14 protein-coding genes are annotated in these 16,179 nt (G+C 72.0%); 4 read left to right on the forward strand and 10 right to left on the reverse strand.

Annotation, left to right across the window (positions count from 1 at the left end; all coding sequences use genetic code 11):
- Positions 1-63: 63 nt before the first annotated feature.
- Positions 64-1,491, reverse strand: coding sequence for an adenosylhomocysteinase (gene ahcY / locus ACFFR3_RS04220; protein WP_364365281.1), 1,428 nt, complete (start codon positions 1,489-1,491; stop codon positions 64-66).
- Between the two features lie 104 nt (positions 1,492-1,595).
- Between ahcY and ACFFR3_RS04225 the strand changes: the two genes are divergently transcribed.
- A complete protein-coding gene (locus tag ACFFR3_RS04225; RefSeq protein WP_364365278.1) occupies positions 1,596-1,937 on the forward strand; it encodes a MerR family DNA-binding transcriptional regulator in 342 nt (113 codons plus the stop codon).
- Positions 1,938-1,944: 7 nt separating this feature from the next.
- Here ACFFR3_RS04225 and ACFFR3_RS04230 read toward each other — a convergent pair whose 3' ends face one another.
- The 5 genes from ACFFR3_RS04230 to ACFFR3_RS04250 are packed head-to-tail and all read right to left on the reverse strand — an operon-like array spanning position 1,945 to position 5,963.
- Positions 1,945-2,880 carry a cation diffusion facilitator family transporter gene (locus ACFFR3_RS04230; protein WP_345396574.1) on the reverse strand — a complete coding sequence of 312 codons (936 nt, stop codon included), beginning with the start codon at positions 2,878-2,880 and terminating at the stop codon, positions 1,945-1,947.
- Between the two features lie 47 nt (positions 2,881-2,927).
- The gene (locus tag ACFFR3_RS04235; protein WP_364365275.1) at positions 2,928-4,034 is read right to left on the reverse strand and encodes an SIS domain-containing protein; all 1,107 of its coding nucleotides are present in this window, start codon (positions 4,032-4,034) and stop codon (positions 2,928-2,930) included.
- Positions 4,031-4,198: a Trm112 family protein gene (locus ACFFR3_RS04240; protein WP_345396568.1), complete on the reverse strand. Its 168-nt coding sequence runs from the start codon at positions 4,196-4,198 to the stop codon at positions 4,031-4,033. Before ACFFR3_RS04240 ends, ACFFR3_RS04235 begins: the two co-directional genes overlap by 4 nt.
- Positions 4,195-5,550, reverse strand: a complete 1,356-nt coding sequence (locus ACFFR3_RS04245; RefSeq protein WP_364365272.1) for a phosphomannomutase/phosphoglucomutase — start codon at positions 5,548-5,550, stop codon at positions 4,195-4,197. Before ACFFR3_RS04245 ends, ACFFR3_RS04240 begins: the two co-directional genes overlap by 4 nt.
- Before the next feature lie 44 nt (positions 5,551-5,594).
- Positions 5,595-5,963 (reverse strand): DUF3499 domain-containing protein, encoded by a 369-nt coding sequence (locus tag ACFFR3_RS04250; RefSeq protein WP_106236645.1) that lies wholly within the window; start codon positions 5,961-5,963, stop codon positions 5,595-5,597.
- Positions 5,964-6,250: 287 nt separating this feature from the next.
- Between ACFFR3_RS04250 and ACFFR3_RS04255 the strand changes: the two genes are divergently transcribed.
- Positions 6,251-6,691 (forward strand): metallopeptidase family protein, encoded by a 441-nt coding sequence (locus ACFFR3_RS04255; RefSeq protein ID WP_364365269.1) that lies wholly within the window; start codon positions 6,251-6,253, stop codon positions 6,689-6,691.
- Between the two features lie 304 nt (positions 6,692-6,995).
- Here the strand turns inward: ACFFR3_RS04255 and ACFFR3_RS04260 are convergent, their stop codons facing one another.
- The 4 genes from ACFFR3_RS04260 to ACFFR3_RS04275 form a co-directional block, all read right to left on the reverse strand.
- Positions 6,996-8,300 carry a DUF5719 family protein gene (locus ACFFR3_RS04260; RefSeq protein ID WP_379482618.1) on the reverse strand — a complete coding sequence of 435 codons (1,305 nt, stop codon included), beginning with the start codon at positions 8,298-8,300 and terminating at the stop codon, positions 6,996-6,998.
- Positions 8,300-11,272, reverse strand: coding sequence for a glycosyltransferase family 2 protein (locus tag ACFFR3_RS04265; RefSeq protein ID WP_379482619.1), 2,973 nt, complete (start codon positions 11,270-11,272; stop codon positions 8,300-8,302). The genes ACFFR3_RS04260 and ACFFR3_RS04265 overlap by 1 nt, the downstream gene beginning before the upstream one ends.
- Before the next feature lie 114 nt (positions 11,273-11,386).
- Positions 11,387-11,647, reverse strand: coding sequence for a WhiB family transcriptional regulator (locus tag ACFFR3_RS04270; protein WP_176903063.1), 261 nt, complete (start codon positions 11,645-11,647; stop codon positions 11,387-11,389).
- A gap of 317 nt (positions 11,648-11,964) precedes the next feature.
- Positions 11,965-13,782 carry a hypothetical protein gene (locus ACFFR3_RS04275; RefSeq protein ID WP_379482620.1) on the reverse strand — a complete coding sequence of 606 codons (1,818 nt, stop codon included), beginning with the start codon at positions 13,780-13,782 and terminating at the stop codon, positions 11,965-11,967.
- Between the two features lie 181 nt (positions 13,783-13,963).
- Here ACFFR3_RS04275 and cofD point away from each other — a divergent pair, with 181 nt between their 5' ends.
- Both cofD and ACFFR3_RS04285 read left to right on the forward strand, forming a co-directional pair.
- Complete coding sequence (gene cofD / locus ACFFR3_RS04280; protein ID WP_345396545.1) at positions 13,964-14,902, forward strand: 2-phospho-L-lactate transferase; 939 nt, start codon at positions 13,964-13,966, stop codon at positions 14,900-14,902.
- A complete protein-coding gene (locus ACFFR3_RS04285) occupies positions 14,899-16,176 on the forward strand; it encodes a coenzyme F420-0:L-glutamate ligase (RefSeq protein WP_379482621.1) in 1,278 nt (425 codons plus the stop codon). The genes cofD and ACFFR3_RS04285 overlap by 4 nt, the downstream gene beginning before the upstream one ends.
- The last annotated feature ends 3 nt before the right edge of the window (positions 16,177-16,179 follow it).

Here is a 16,179-nt window from a genome sequence, read left to right on the forward strand (position 1 = left end):
GCGAAGAAACAGGGAGCTCCGGGAGGCGCGGGGACCTCCCGGAGCTCAGGAAGAAGGGGTCGCTCAGTAGCGGTAGTGGTCGGACTTGTACGGCCCCTCGACGTGGACGCCGATGTAGGCCGCCTGCTCCTTGGTCAGCTCGGTGAGCTTGACGCCGAGCGCGTCGAGGTGCAGCCTGGCCACCTTCTCGTCGAGGTGCTTGGGCAGCGTGTAGACGCCGAGCTGGTAGTCCTCGGTCTTGGTGAACAGCTCGATCTGCGCGATCACCTGGTTGGTGAACGAGTTGGACATGACGAAGCTGGGGTGGCCGGTGGCGCAGCCCAGGTTCATCAGCCGGCCCTCGGCGAGCACGATGATCGAGTGGCCGTCGGCGAACACCCACTCGTCGACCTGCGGCTTGATGTTGCGCTTCTCGATGCCGGGCAGCTTGGCCAGGCCGGCCATGTCGATCTCGTTGTCGAAGTGGCCGATGTTGGACACGATCGCCTGGTGCTTCATCCGCGCCATGTGGTCGGCGGTGATGATGTTGAAGTTGCCCGTGCAGGTGACGAAGATGTCGGCGATGCCGACGACCTCGTCGAGCGTGGTGACCTGGAAGCCGTCCATGGCCGCCTGCAGCGCGCAGATCGGGTCGATCTCGGTGACGATCACGCGGGCGCCCTGGCCGCGCAGCGCGTCGGCGCAGCCCTTGCCGACGTCACCGTAGCCGCAGACCACGGCCACCTTGCCGCCGATGAGCACGTCGGTGGCGCGGTTGAGGCCGTCGATGACGGAGTGGCGGCAGCCGTACTTGTTGTCGAACTTCGACTTGGTGACCGAGTCGTTGACGTTGATGGCCGGGAAGAGGAGCTGGCCGTTCTTGTGCATCTCGTAGAGACGGTGCACGCCGGTCGTGGTCTCCTCGGTGACGCCCTTGATGCTCTCGGCGATCTTCGTCCACTTCTTGTCGGCGCCGACCGTGCGGGTGAGCAGGTCGATGATGACGTGCCACTCCTCCGGGTCGTCGGCGGTCGCCGGGGGCACGGCGCCGGCCTTCTCGTACTCGGCGCCCTTGTGCACCAGCAGCGTGGCGTCGCCGCCGTCGTCGAGGATCATGTTGGGGGCGGTGCCGTCAGGCCAGGTGAGCGCCTGCTCGGTGCACCACCAGTACTCCTCCAGCGTCTCGCCCTTCCACGCGAACACCGGAACGCCCTTGGGGTCCTCGGCGGTGCCGTCGGGGCCGACCACCACGGCGGCGGCGGCGTGGTCCTGCGTGGAGAAGATGTTGCAGCTCACCCAGCGCACCTCGGCGCCGAGCGCGACCAGGGTCTCGATGAGGACGGCCGTCTGGATCGTCATGTGCAGCGAGCCCATGATCTTCGCGCCGCGAAGGGGCTGGGAGGCCGCGTATTCCTTGCGTACCGCCATGAGACCGGGCATCTCGTGCTCGGCGAGCCGGATTTCCTTACGGCCGAAGTCGGCAAGTGAAAGGTCGGCGACCTTGAAGTCCATCGGGTGTCCCCTCGCGTCACAGGATGGTTGACGCCGACGAGTCTAGGCGGCGCTCGTACGCCGATGCACGCCGAGAAGGCCGAATCTGACGTAAGAATGTAAGAATGCGCATCACCGAAGCGGCCAAGCGGCTCGGCATGTCCCCGCGAATGCTCCGATACCGGGAGGCGCTCGGCCTGCTCCCGCCCGTCAGGGAGCAGGGGGCGCACAGACGGTTCGGCCCCGACGAGCTGGCCGCCGTGGCGCAGGGGGTGGAGCTGGAGAAACGGTTCGACGTCTCGCCGGCCGAGCTGGCGTTCGCGCTGCGGGTGCTGAGCGAGCCCGCGGTGGCGGCGGCCGTACGGGACCTGGGGGTGCGGATCGGGCGTATCCAGGCGCCGCGCCGGGCCCTCGACTTCGAGAAGGAGAAGGCCCTGCGCCTGCTCGGCCCCAGGCCCCGGCGCTGACCTGTGGCTAGCTGGCGGAGCCGCTCGTGCTGCGGAGCCGGTCGAGGTCGGGCTCGAGGTAGATGACCCGCGCGATCGGCACCGCATCGCGGATGCGCCGCTCGGCCTCGTCGATGCCGCGCGCCACGTCGGCCGCCGTGTCGTTGTGCTCGACCGCGATCTTGGCGGCCACCAGCAGCTCCTCGGGGCCGAGGTGCAGCGTACGCATGTGGATGACCCGCTCCACCTCGGGCGCGCTCTCCAGCGCGGCCCTGATCCGGGTCTCCATCTCGGGGGACGCGCCCTCACCGACGAGCAGCGACTTGGTCTCGATGGCCAGCACGACCGCGATGATGGCGAGCAGCACGCCGATCATGAGGGTGCCGATGCCGTCCCAGACGCCGTCACCCGTGACCACCGCCATCGTGACGCCGAACAGCGCGAAGATCAGACCGAGCAGCGCGCCCAGGTCTTCGAGCAGGATGACGGGCAGCTCGGGCGACTTGGAGCGCCGGATGAAGCTGATCCAGGACTGCTTGCCGCGCAGCGGGTTGGACTCCTTGACCGCCGTACGGAAGGAGAGCGCCTCGGCGATGATCGCGAAGATCAGCACGGCGAACGCCCAGATCGGCGACTCGACCTGGTGCGGGTCGCCGATCTTGTGGATGCCTTCGTACAGGGAGAACGCCGCGCCGATCGTGAACAGCACCACGGCCACCACGAACGCGTAGAAGTAGCGCTCGCGGCCGTAGCCGAAGGGGTGTTCGCGGGTGCTGGCCCTGGCCGCCCGCTTGCCGCCGACCAGCAGCAGCACCTGGTTGCCCGAGTCGGCGACCGAGTGGATGCCCTCGGCCAGCATCGACGAGGAACCGGTGAAGACCGCGGCCACGAACTTGGCCACGGCGATCGCCAAGTTCGCGGACAATGCCGCGATGATTGCTTTAGTTCCGCCGCTCGCGCTCACCGATCTTCTCCACTCATAAGATCACGTCAAACTCTTGAAAGAGGATCCTATGGGGTAATTCTTGCTTTGACCTCAGTGATTGCGGATACGGCCGCGGGATCGACGTCATATCCCAGCGCCAGATAGGTGCTGGCGTAGTCGCCGAGTGCGATGAGAGAGGCGAGACGTTCGAGCGGATGCACGCCCTCGGCGGCCAGTTCGGTGACCGGCACGTCGCGCTCGCCCGCCAGCCGCAGCGCCGCCTCGCGCAGCCGCGTCACCTGCGGATGCTCCTCGACGTCGCGCAGCACGACGAGCCTCAGCGTGCGGCCCGAGGTGTCGGCGAAGATGTCACGCTCGGCCAGCGGCCCGTCGAACGCCGCCACCTGATGGTGGCCGGCCTCGGGCAGCTCGCCGTGCACGGCGGGATATTTCGCGCTAGCCGCGAGCTGACAGACCATCCGGTACGCCGCCACCCCCGCCACCTGCGACGACCCCCACACCATCGGCACGGTCTCGGCCAGGTCGAGGGCCAGCGACTTGCCGGGGTTGATGAACGACTCGCTGGAGGGCCGGCACCGGTGCGCGATGTCCTCAAGCGAGCGCGCCACCCGCTCGAACAGGTCGGCGTCGGCCTGCACCAGCCCCAGCGCCGCGGCCGCCACGATGGGCGGGACGCTCAGCAGCCACAGGTTGGACCGCGACTGCCCGGTGACCGGCACCGGCACGTAGACGGCCGACGCCTGCAGCGCCACGGCCTCCAGCGGGGAGCCCGCCGGGCCCACGCCGAGCAGCGAGCAGCCCCGGCGGACCGCCTGGGTGGCCAGGGCCAGCGTCTCTTCGGTGTCGCCTGAGCCGGAGACGGCGATGACCAGGTCGGTGGCCCCCACCCAGCCGGGGAGCTGATAGGAGCGCGCGGTCACGATCGGCAGCGGCGCGCCGTTGCCGACGACGGCCGCCAGGATGTCGCCGGCCAGGCCGGCGGCGCCCATGCCCGCGACCACGATGGCCCGCGGACGTCCGTGGCCTGCCAGCCTTTCGACGCCCGCCTCGATCGCGACGCGGTGGCCGGTGCGGATGTGGGCCGCGGAGGCGGCCACCGCCGGAAGCATGCCGCCGGGGTCGGCCTCGGTGAGGTGTCCCTGGTCGTCGAGCCGCTCCGGCTCCCAGGTCACGGCTTCCTGGCCTCGTCGACGAGCAGGACCGGGATGTCGTCCCTGACCGGGTAGATCAGGCCGCAGCCCGTGCAGGCCAGCTCCTCCGCCTCGTGCTCGGCACGCAGCGGAGCCTTGCACGCCGGGCAGGCCAGGATCTCCAGCAGCCAGTCGTCGATCTTCACTCTGACACCTTTCCCACGATGGCGAGGACCTCGTCCCTGATCGCCGTCATCTTGCTCTCGTCGGCCGCCTCGGCGTTCAGCCTGAGCAGCGGCTCGGTGTTGGAGGGACGCAGATTGAACCACCAGTCCGACCCCGTCACGGTCAGCCCGTCGACCTCGTCGAACTCGCCCCGGTCGGCGAACGCCGCACGCACCCGCCGCAGCGCCTCGTCCTGGTCGGACACCGCGCTGTTGACCTCGCCCGAGGCGTGGTAGCGGGAGTAGGCGGCGGCCACCTCCGACAGCGGCCTGTCCTGCTCGCCGAGCGCGGCCAGCACGTGCATCGCCGCCAGCATGCCGGAGTCGGCGAACCAGAAGTCTCTGAAGTAGTAGTGGGCGGAGTGCTCGCCGCCGAACACCGCGCCGGTGCGGGCCATCTCGGCCTTGATGAAGGAGTGGCCTACCCGGGTGCGCACCGGCACGCCGCCGTGCTCGCGGACGATCTCCGGCACGCCCAGCGACGTGATCAGGTTGTGGATGATCGTCGCGCCGGGGTCCTTGGCCAGCTCGCGTACGGCCACCAGCGCCGTGATCGCCGACGGCGAGACTGACACGCCGCGCTCGTCGATCACCCAGCAGCGGTCGGCGTCGCCGTCGAAGGCGAGCCCGATGTCGGCGCCGCTCTCGACGACCGCCCGCTGCAGGTCGAGCAGGTTCTGGGGCTCCAGCGGGTTGGCCTCGTGGTTGGGGAAGCTGCCGTCGAGCTCGAAGTAGAGGGGCACCAGCTCGATCGGCAGGCCGTCGAACACCGCGGGCACCGTGTGACCGCCCATGCCGTTGCCCGCGTCGACGACCACCTTCAGCGGGCGGATGCCGCTCAGGTCGACGAGCGTGCGCAGGTGGTGGGCGTAGCCGGACAGCAGGTCCTTCTCGATCACCGAGCCGGCCTTCGTGTCCTGCGCGGCCGTCGCGAGCAGCTCGGACGCCCTGTCGCGGATCTCCGTCAGGCCGGTGTCGCCGCCGATCGGCACCGCGCCCGCGCGGCACATCTTCATGCCGTTGTAGCGGGCCGGGTTGTGGCTGGCGGTGAACATCACGCCGGGCAGCCCCAGGCTGCCGCTGGCGTAGTAGAGCAGGTCGGTGGAGCCCAGGCCCGCGTGCACGACGTCGGCCCTGCGCGAACGCGCGCCGCGGATGAACGCCTCGGCCAGCACCGGCGACGACTCGCGCATGTCGTGCGCGACCACGATCGAGCCGGCCCCGGTCACCTCGACGAACGCCGCCCCCACGGCCTCGGCGGTCTGCTCGTCAAGCTCGTCGGGCACCACCCCGCGAACGTCATACGCTTTGAAGATCTTGGCGAGGTCGCCCACTCTCCAGCTCCGCCCCTAGGTCGTTTCCGCCTTACAGAAGGAGCCTACCGGTCGCGGTGCTGCTGGGCCGATCTCAGAACGCGCAGGTGCCCGCGCCGGCCGACCTCGACGCCCTGACCGACCGGCTCGCCACCGCCCGACGGCGTCGGTCGCGCGGCCTCCCTGACCGCGTTGGCCAGCGCTTCGAGATCGTCGGAGCTGGGCGAGGCGCCGTCGGTGGGCAGCCGCACCACCTCCCAGCCGCGGGGGGCGGTCAGTCGCTCGGCGTGTTCGGCGCACAGGTCATAACAGTGTGGCTCCGCGTACGTCGCCAGGGGGCCGAGGACAGCGGTCGAGTCGGCGTACACGTACGTGAGCGTGAAGACGGCAGGCTGGCTGCAGGCGGTGCGGGAACAGCGGCGGACGGGGCTCACGGAGGGACCGTATCTGGTAAGAGTGCGAGGCGCCACTACCTGAGCGCTCTTAACGAGCGTGTCGCCACAATTCGGACACCTGTCGCAGCGTTTCCACCCACATGCCCCGAGACCTCCGGCCCTTCGCCCGCGCTTCCATTCCCGCCTTTCCCCACCCCGCCACCAGCCCAATCCTGCCCTTCCGATCTTCACTGAAGATCACGTTCGTCCCGGTTGGCACCCCCACCTTTCGGACACCCCGCGACCGCTCCCGGGCATCGGCTGAACGGGCCCGTACACTGGCACACGTGACTCAGAAGCGCGGTCCCAGACGGCGCGATCGCCACGGTCGCGGCCTCCGCGGCCCGCTCGCCCCCTCCCACGTCCCCCTGGCAAAGTCGCGCAGCGAACGCTTCGACGACCTCGTGCTCGACGCCGTCGACCGGCTGCGTCCCCGGTGGGAGCGGCAGCTGTCGGCGGTGGAGTTCGCGGTGGAGGAGGTGCCGCCGCTGAGCGAGCTGGGCGACGGGCCCGGGCTCGACTCCGACCCCATCCCCTTCGGCCGCGCCGACGCCGCCACCGGCCACTCCCCCGCCTCGGTCGTGGTCTACCGCCGCCCGTTGGAGGCGAGGGCGAGAGACCGCGACACTTTGGGCGCCATGGTCCACGACACGGTCGTCGAACAGGTCGCCACCCTGCTCGGCCTGGCCCCGGAAACCGTGGACCCCGGCTACGACGACCGCCGCTGACCCGGATTCCGTCGCGGCGACCACCTACAGGCGTTGCCCGGTCGGCGCTGGGAGTGCCCTCCTCGCCCGCTCGATCGGCTCCGCGTATCGCGGGCGTGGGTCGTCACCGTGTGCGATGCTGGATGCCTGTTCCGTCACTTGCGGAGGCGAGCCAGGCGCGGCGACCAGCGGTTGCACTTCCAGCCCAGCCCGCGCCGCCGGTGGCGCAAACCCCCGCCGGAAGGCTTCCCTCCCGGGCTGCTCTTCGACCCCGGCGACAGTTCATGTTGAGCGTCAGCACACTTGTGCGATACGCGTGCCGCCGTTACGGCAGGACCACGCGAGGGGTGTCCGTGAGGGCGGGGAGCATGGTCCAGGTGCGAGCTGGGGCGAGGGGCTGGGCGGTGAGGAGGGTGCCGGATTTGTGGCGTTCCTCCTGGAGGCGGGTGCCGTAGACCTCGCCGGCGATGGGGGTGAGCACCACGGCGAAGTCGCCCTTCGCCTTCACGCGGACGTCTCGGGTGCGGTCGGCCGGGATTTCCAGCTCGTACGGCGACTCCGCCTTGCCCTTGGCCCCCACCACCTGCACCCGCACCTTTCCGGCGGCGCCCACGGCGGTCAGGAGGAGACGGGCGCCCGTGGTGTTGCGGGCCACGGCACTGCCCAGCGCGAGTGAGGGGGTGCCGGCCGTGTACGCGACGTCCGGCTTCTCGCCCGTCCCGATGATCGTCACGCCGGCGACTATGGGGGTCGGTGAGGTGAGGACGAGGGCGGCGGCGGAGCCGGCGATGCCGGTCGTGACATCGAGGGCCGCGACGGTGCCCGCCGGGACGTCGAGGGTCTCGCGGCCCTTCATCGCGTACTCGGCGTCCTCGCTGACCGCCCTGATCTGCACGGCGGCGTCCGTCTCGCCGGGGGCGGCGACGAGGAGCCGGCGCAGGCCGCCGCCCTTCGGGATGCCGGGGACGACGACGCGGGTGGCGGGCGTACCGGCCGCGGGCAGCCAGTCCACGCCCCCGCTCTCCAGGACCGTCCTGGCGGCCACGGCCACCCGCCCGAACGTGGTGGTGACGCTCACCGCCATCACGTCGGCCGACGGCGCGAGGGTCTTGAGGTCGATCTCGCGGTGCTCGCCCGGTTTGATCTCCAGGCCGATCCCGGCGGCGCCGGAGACGAGCCCTTCTACGGCGTAGACCTGCACGTCGGCCAGGGCGGGCGCCTTGTCGGCGTTGGTGAGGTGCAGGCGTACGTCGGCGTCGGCCGGGCCGGGTCCGAGCAGCCAGGTGGCGGGCGCGGGCTCGGTGCAGCGGACCCCGGCCAGGCCGCGGGCGGCGCCTGAGGTGGCGCGGGTGAGGTAGCCGGCCTCCAGGCCGCCTGGACCCTTGGTGACGTACGGGCCGCCGCTCTCCATGGTCTCGGTGGTGAGGGAGCCGGGCAGGTAGACGTCCACGCGGCGGTCCTTGGCGCCGGGGCAGACGGTGGTGACGGACTCGACGGCCACCTTGGTGGGGCCGGTCGGCGGGGGCGGGAGGGGCGCGGGCCTGGTGACGTACGCGATGCCGTACATGGCGGCCAGAGCGACCACGACGAGGGCCGGCAGGCCGAACCTGTTCTCCACGAACGCCTTCATCACGCCCCCGTCAGTGCCACGGCGCCCGCCTCAGCGCCTTCCTCCTGGCGCCGGCCGGGAGCCGCGAGGAGGGCCACGGCCAGCACCATCGCGCCCTGGACGTACAGCCACATGGTGTGCAGGACGCCGACCGGCTGGGCGGGCACGCGGGTCACCGGCTCGGCCAGCCGCCACAACCCGCCGCCCGTCTGGGACAGGCTCATGCGTTCGAGCGACGGCTGCGAGTCGAGCGTCGCGGCCAGCGCGGCCGGTACGGGCGGCGCGACGGCGACCATCCCGATGCCCTGCTGGGCGAGCGTGGCCGCATCGCCGCCCCGGCCGCCGACCAGGCCGCGCACGGCGTTGCCCACGCGGGCGCGCTCCTGGGAGCCGGCGGGTAACTCGGACTCGCCGAGCAGCGGGCCGCGTCCGTGCAGCAGGGTGAACGACGAGCCCTTGAGCACGAGGGTGCGCTCGCCGTTCACGGTACGGGCGGCGGCCAGGGCCGGCATGACGTCGGGGGCGTCGCCGACGAGCGGCCCGCGTACGCCGGTGGCGATCCAGAACCCGGCGGCCAGCAGCGGCGTGCTGAACGCCACGGCCGCCACCGCGCCCGCGCCGAGCCGCCGCAGCCCGCCCGAGGCGCGCAGCTCGGGCAGCCGGTGCGCGGTCAGGCCCACGAGCACCACGAGCCCGGTCCCCGCGAACGCCAGCGGCACCCCCGGCCAGACCCGCGCCCCTTCCACGGTGATGCGGCTGACCAGGATGGCGGCCAGCACGCCGTACAGGGCGACGGCCCAGCCGATGGCGACGATCATCCGCTGGCGGCGCATGAGCAGCGCGGCCAGCGCGGTCAGGACGAGCCCGGCCGTCACCCAGTACGGCGGCAGCCCGGGGCCTCCGGGGCTGAGCGCCAGCAGCGACTCGGGGGCGAGCGCCTGGTCCACCAGCGCGGGGTCGTGCAGCCCGGCCTCCAGCAGCAGCCTGCCGGGGTCGGTCACCAGGCTCGCCAGCCAGGGCAGCAGCAGCGCGGGCGGCACGGCGAGCGCGATGACCATCGACACCGCGATCCCACCCCGCGCACCCGGGCCCCGCCCGAAACGCCCACGCCCAGAGCCCTTCCGTCCAGAGCCGTTCCGTCCAGAGCCATTCCGTCCGGGACCGCCGCGCCCGGAGCCACGCCCAGCACCCCCGCGCCCGGCCGCGCGCCCACCGCGAAGCCGCCCGCCCACCTGGCGGCCGGCCGGTGACGTGCCGCCGAAGGCCACGGCGCCGAGCACGCCCAGCACCGCGAACAGCGGATACACCAGCGGCACGAACGCCGTCCCGATCGCCAGCCACAACCCGAGCGCCCACGCGGCCCGCCGCGCCCTGCGCCGGTCGGCGGCGAGCAGGGTGATGCCGAGCAGCCACGCGTACACGGGGACGAGCACGAACACCACCGCCGTCCCCAGCCGTCCAGCCGCGATGGCGCCGGTGGCGACGGGCAGCAGCGCGTACGTGCCCGCCGCCCACGCCCGCGCCGGCACCCCGGGGATGACGTGCCGGGTGGCCAGGTACGCCGTCGCCCCGGCCAGCGGCACCGACCCCAGCAACAGCACGGACACGGCGACCCACGTCTTGCCGAACGCCAGCGTTGACAGGGCGGCGAGCACGGCCACGTAGGGAGGAGCAGGGGCGGTCGAGCCGAGCCCGATGTCGTGGAACCCCTCGGTGTAGAACTCCCAGAGGTCGCGGGCCCCGCCGATCACCGGGACCAGCGCGCCGCCGCCGAGCCGTTCGCCGCCGAGCAGCGAGCGCCCGGCGACCAGCGTCACGAGCGTGAGCGCGACCATGAGGATGACGCCTGGCCGGCCGATGAAGCGCTGGAAGGCCCCGGTGTCGGGCGGCGGCACGACCTCCTGATCGGGGTCGGCGGCGGCGACGTGGTGCCGCCCGGCCGAGTCCACGGGCGCCTGGCCGGCGAGGAAGCTCTGCACCATGTCAGTGAGCCGGCGCCAGGTGGCACCTCGGGGCGTCATCAGCCGTTTGATGCGCCCGTACCCCTTCTTACGCCCGTTTCGGCGGGTTCGCCGCGCGCGCATCAGCCGGAACGGATGCGCCAGCACCGAGCCGAGCGCGACCAGCTCGTCCAGGGCGTTCGCGGGTTGTTTGCTGACGATGAACAGCAGCGTGCGGAAGGCCGAGCCGAGCAGGTTGCGCAGCAGGGCCCAGAGCATGGCGCGGAACGGCAGGTTGGCCATCACCACGAAGATCGCGTTGCGCCGGTCGAGCCGGCGCGGGTGGTCGCCGCTGACCGTGATGCGCCGCCGCCTGCGGGCCGCCGCCTCGGCGTGCCAGGCGACGGCGGAGGTGACGTTGAGCACCTTGTGCCCGGCGTTGCGGACCCGCCAGCACAGGTCGAGGTCGTCGCGGAAGATCTGCAGGAACGGGTCGAGCCCACCGGTACGCTCCCACACGTCCCGCCTGATCAGCATGCCGGCCGTGGAGACCGACAGCACCTCCCGCGTCCCGTCGTGCTGCCCCTGGTCGAACTCCAGCGGTTCGAGCCCGGTGTCCCTGCGCCCGGTGCGGCCCACGGTCACGCCGATCTCCAGCAGCCGCCGCCGGTCGAGCCAGTCACGCAGCTTGGGGCCGAGCACGGCGGCCTTGGGGTCCTGGGCGGCGGCGGTGAGCAGCTGTTCCAGCGCGCGCCTGTCGGGGGCGCAGTCGTCGTGGAGCAGCCAGATCCACTCCTCGCGCCCGGCGGGCGGCAGCTTCGCCACCACCTCGGCGACCGCCTCGCCGAACCCGGTCGAACGGGGCAGGGAGAGCACGTTGCCGGGGCCGAGCGCCTGGGCCAGCAGGTCGGCGGAGCCGTCTCTGCTGCCGTTGTCGACGCCGGCCACGCGGTCCGGCCTGCGGCTCTGGTTGATCAGCGCACGCAGGGTCTCCCCCAGCCAGCGCGCGCCGTCATGAGCGACGACGATCGCGGTGACGTAGGGACGTGACATCGCTGGGGCTCCTGGGGGGATGATCAGGCGCGCCCACCATACAGTGACAAGCCGATCAAGAGATGCGAAAAGGGTCACACGGCGTTCCGCGTGACCCCTTCCCCCCTTGTCGTCCTATACGGCTTGGCGCTTGATCCGTCTGCGCTCCCGCTCGGACAGCCCACCCCAGATGCCGAAGCGCTCATCGTGCTCGAGTGCGTATTCCAGGCACTCGGCACGGACCTCGCACGATCGGCAGACCTTCTTGGCCTCTCGGGTGGAGCCGCCCTTCTCCGGGAAGAACGCCTCCGGATCCGTCTGCGCGCACAAGGCGCGTTCCTGCCAGCCGAGTTCTTCAGCGTCAAGCTGTTCCTGTGCGATGACCGGATCGGTCACTGCACACCTCCCTGCCGCCCGCCCGCAATGGAGCCCCCCATGGACGCCTTCCTTATTACCCACCCACGGGAAGGCGTAACAACATGGTTGTAATTACACGCGTGTGCTGTACGCGGCGTCAAGCGGCATGCAGGTATCCGGGGAAAGACCAGATCTCGCCCCGGTGTGCTCGGCATGTCATGTTCGAAGCCGGACTGACACCGTGCGCGTGGCGTCGTCCTGGCTCGTGCAACACTCTCAGCGGTCGGAACCGTACCAGGGCGGGAAAGACGCCCGCCCGTGGCCCACCTTCTCTCTAGTCGTTCATTGCCGGTCCGTTACCTGCGTGGCTCATTGGGGGTGTATATGGCGGTCGGGTCGATGGGGTCGTCCCCCGGCCCGCGCTGATCGCCGAACGCGCCCTGCTGGAACTGGTCCAGCCGCATCGTGGAGTCCGCAGGCGCGCTCTCCCACTGCCCCTGCTGGGCCGCAGGGGCCTGGTGGGTGGGCTGGTACTGGCCCTGCTGCGGCTCGTACCCGGCGCCCTGGGGGTGGCCGAACGGGTCGTCGTACGGGCGGGGCTGCGGGGCGCCGGCGTTCGACTGGTACGTGTCCGCCTGCTGGTAGGCGTCCATGAGCTGCTGGGAGCGCGGGTCCACGGGCGGGTCGGGCTCCTGGTAGGCGGGCTGGGCGAACTCGTGGCCCGAGTAGCCGGTGAACGGCTGCCCGCCCTGCTGCTGGTCGAAGGCGCTCTGTCCCTGGTACGAGACGTTGGGCGCGGTGTCGCCCGTGGGGTACGCCTGGTCGTTCGCCTGAGGCGCGTACGGGCTCTGCTCGGGCTGCGGAGCGTACGGGCTCTGGTCCCCCTGGGGGGCGTACGGGTTCTGGCCGGCCTGGCCGTAGACGTTCGGCTGGCTGTCGGCCGGGACGTAAGGGGCGGGGGTGTACTCACCGGCCGGCGGGACCGCGGGCGCCGTGTCCGCGGGGGCGTAGGAGCTCTGGGCGGCGAACGGCTGCGGTTCCGGCTGCTCGAAGCTCTGAGGGGCGAACGGCTCGGGCTGCTGCTGGTCCGACGGCGCGGCCGGCAGGGCGCCCCTGATCTGCGGGGCCGCAGGTGGCTCCGGCTGGCCGCCGAAGCTCGGCGGCTGCGGGCTGTAGCCCGGCGTGGAGGGCGGCTGCCGGCCGTAGGCGGGAGCGGGGGGCTGCTCCTGGCTCTGGACGGGCTGCTGGCCGCTCATCGGCTGCTGGGCGTAGCCGGGCGTGGAAGGGGGCTGCTGGGCGTAGCCGGGCGTGGAAGGGGGCTGCTGGCCATAGCCGGGGGCGGAGGGCGGCTGCTGACCGTACGCGGGGTCCTGCTGGCCGTAGCCGGGGCTTGACGGGGGCTCCTGGCCATAGCCGGGGTGCGGGCCGGGAACGGGCTGCTGGGCGGGCTGGGCGGGCTGCTGGCTCTGGGCGGGCTGGCCGGGCTGAGCGGGCTGGCCGGGGGCCGGTTGCTGGCCGCTCATCGGCTGCTGGGCGTAGCCGGGCGCGGAGGGCGGCTGCTGGCCGTACGCGGGCTCCTGCTGGCCGTAACCGGGCCCGCCGGGGGCCTGCTGGTTGTAGCCGGGCTGCTGGAAACCGGGCTGGCCGGGCCCCGCCTGAGGCTGGCCGGGCTGCCCGTACGGCGGCTGCTGGTCGAAGAAGCCGGGCTGCGGCCCGAACTGGCCGTGGTACACCTGCGCCGCCGGCCGCTCGGGCAGCACCTGCGGAAGGAGGTAGACCAGGGCGATGGCGGTCAGGGCGAGGGAGGTCAGCCCGGTCAGCACGAATTCGATCACGCCGCGCCCGCCGAGCCCCGCGGCCAGCCCGGCGAAGAACGCCACGAGGCCGAACAGGGCGGCGAGGCCGAGACCGGCTGCCGCGCCGTACGCGATGGGCTTGGCCTTGGGCGACGGCTCGCCCACCTTGGTCACCAGGAGCACGGACCCGAGCAGCAGCGCCGTCACCACCGGGTTGGTCAGGCTCGACAGGTTGGTGGCCGCGCGTTCCGTGAACGACGACAGGGCCGACGACCCGACCAGAAGGTGGCCGATCGCCAGCAACACCCTGATCAACCCGGTGACGAGCATGATCCAAGCGGCCGGCTCCTTCAGCCGGGCTACGTCAAGTTTGCTCACAAGTACCCCCATCAGACCCATTGGTCCGAAGGGAGTTTGCCACATCACCGACTCAGCCGCCGGGAGTCACAGAAAGCACTTGCCTATCAAATCGGCTAATACCTCGACATATAAGGCGGACCGCTCCTGCAAAACAGATCCCGCGACGGGCTCGCCGCGGGCCGGTGGAAGACTGGTCCGCATGCACATCGTGTCCCTCGCCGGCGGCATCGGCGGCGCCCGGTTCCTGCGCGGCCTGCGCGCCGCCGCCCCCGACGCCTCCATCACCGTCATCGGCAACACGGGCGACGACATCACCCTGTTCGGCCTGCGCGTCTGCCCCGACCTCGACACCGTCATGTACACCCTCGGCGGCGGCATCGACGAGGAGCAGGGCTGGGGCAGGGCGAAGGAGTCCCACGTCGTCAAGGAGGAACTGGCCGCGTACGGCGTCGAGCCGCAGTGGTTCGGGCTCGGCGACCGCGACTTCGCCACCCACATCGTGCGCTCGCAGATGCTGGAGGCCGGCTACCCGCTCTCGCAGATCACCGAGGCGCTCTGCGCGCGCTGGCGGCCGGGCGTGCGGCTGCTGCCGATGACCGACGACCGCTGCGAGACCCACGTCGTGATCGAGGACGAGCACGGCAGGCGCGCGATCCACTTCCAGGAGTGGTGGGTACGCCTGCGCGCCTCGGTCCCCGCGCAGTCGTTCGCGCTGGTCGGCGCCGACACGGCCAAGCCCGCGCCGGGCGTGCTGGAGGCGATCGAGCAGGCCGACGTGGTGGTGCTGCCGCCGTCCAACCCGGTGGTGAGCATCGGCACGATCCTCCAGGTGCCGGGCATCCGCGAGGCGCTGCTGCCCAAGACCGTCGTCGGCGTCTCGCCGATCATCGGCGGCGCGCCGGTGCGCGGCATGGCCGACGCCTGCCTGACCGCCATCGGCGTCGAGACGACCGCGCAGGCCGTGCTCGAGCTGTACGGCGCCGACCTGATCGACGGCTGGCTGGTGGCCGGGGAGGACGCCGGGGTCGCGCTCGACGGCGTCAAGGTGGTCGCCGGGCCGATCCTCATGCACGACGCCGACGCCGCGGCCGGCATCGCCCGTACCGCACTCGACCTCGCCCAGGAGCTCAGCCGATGACCACCACTCCCCAGCACGTCGAAGTGATCGCGGTGACCGGCATCGGCGAGGTGCGGCCGGGCGACGACGTGGCGGCGCTGCTCGCCGGCGCGGACGTGCGTGACGGCGACATCGTGGTGGTCACGTCCAAGATCGTGAGCAAGGCGGAGGGCCGCGTACGCCACGCGCCCGACCGCACGGCGGCGATCGCGGAGGAGACGGCGCGGGTGGTCGCACGGCGCGGCGACACCGTCATCACCCAGACCCGCCACGGCTTCGTGATGGCCGCCGCCGGGGTCGACGCCTCCAACACCGAGGCCGGCACGGTGCTGCTGCTGCCCGAGGACTCCGACGCCTCGGCCCGGCGCATCAGGGCGGGCCTCGGCCGCCGCGCCGGGGTGATCGTCTCCGACACGTTCGGGCGTCCTTGGCGTAACGGCCTCACCGACGTGGCGATCGGCGTGGCCGGGCTGCGCCCGCTCGACGACTACCGCGGCCGCGCCGACTCCTACGGCAACCAGCTGAGCGCCACGGTCACCGCGCTGGCCGACGAGATCGCGAGCGCGGCCGAGCTGGTCAAGGGCAAGCTCGACGGCGTCCCCGTGGCGATCGTGCGCGGGCTCTCCCATCTGGTGACCGACGACGACGGGCCAGGCGCCCGTCCGCTGGTGCGCCCGGCCGACGAGGACCTGTTCCGTCACGGCTCGCGTGACGTGGTGTTCGCCCGCCGGACGATCAGGGAGTTCTCCGGCGAGCCCGTCGATCCGGCGGCGGTGCGCAGGGCGGTCGCGGCGGGCATCGCGGCGCCCGCGCCGCACCACACGACGCCGTGGCGGTTCGTGCTGCTGGAGTCGCCCGAGACCAGGACGAAGCTGCTCGACGCCATGCGTGAGGCGTGGATCGCCGACCTGCGCGGCGACGGCTTCTCCGAGGAGTCGATCGCCAAGCGGGTCAGGCGCGGCGACGTGCTGCGCAACGCCCCTTACCTGGTCGTGCCCTGCCTGGTCATGGAGGGCTCCCACACCTACCGCGACGACCGGCGCAACGCCTCGGAGCGGGAGATGTTCGTGGTGGCGACGGGCGCGGGGGTGGAGAACTTCCTCATCCAGCTCGCCGTCGAGGGGCTGGGCTCGGCGTGGGTGTCGTCCACGATGTTCTGCCGGCCGGTGGTGCGCGAGGTGCTCGATCTGCCCGAGTCGTGGGACCCGATGGGCTGCGTGGCCGTCGGTCACGCCGCCGCGCCGCCGCGCGACCGCGCCCCCCGCGACCCGGCCGACTTCATCGTCGTCCGCTGACGG

Origin of the sequence: Nonomuraea salmonea (genome assembly GCF_042428605.1) — a bacterium.
In the GTDB taxonomy this organism is placed as follows: domain Bacteria; phylum Actinomycetota; class Actinomycetes; order Streptosporangiales; family Streptosporangiaceae; genus Nonomuraea; species Nonomuraea salmonea.

Bases quoted from the DNA above. Each gene is read 5' to 3' on its own strand.
- ahcY (WP_364365281.1), bottom strand. From the start codon at position 1,491: ATGGACTTCAAGGTCGCCGACCTTTCACTTGCCGACTTCGGCCGTAAG.
- ACFFR3_RS04225 (WP_364365278.1), top strand. From the start codon at position 1,596: ATGCGCATCACCGAAGCGGCCAAGCGGCTCGGCATGTCCCCGCGAATG.
- ACFFR3_RS04260 (WP_379482618.1), bottom strand. From the start codon at position 8,300: ATGAAGGCGTTCGTGGAGAACAGGTTCGGCCTGCCGGCCCTCGTCGTG.
- ACFFR3_RS04265 (WP_379482619.1), bottom strand. From the start codon at position 11,272: ATGTCACGTCCCTACGTCACCGCGATCGTCGTCGCTCATGACGGCGCG.
- cofD (WP_345396545.1), top strand. From the start codon at position 13,964: ATGCACATCGTGTCCCTCGCCGGCGGCATCGGCGGCGCCCGGTTCCTG.
- ACFFR3_RS04285 (WP_379482621.1), top strand. From the start codon at position 14,899: ATGACCACCACTCCCCAGCACGTCGAAGTGATCGCGGTGACCGGCATC.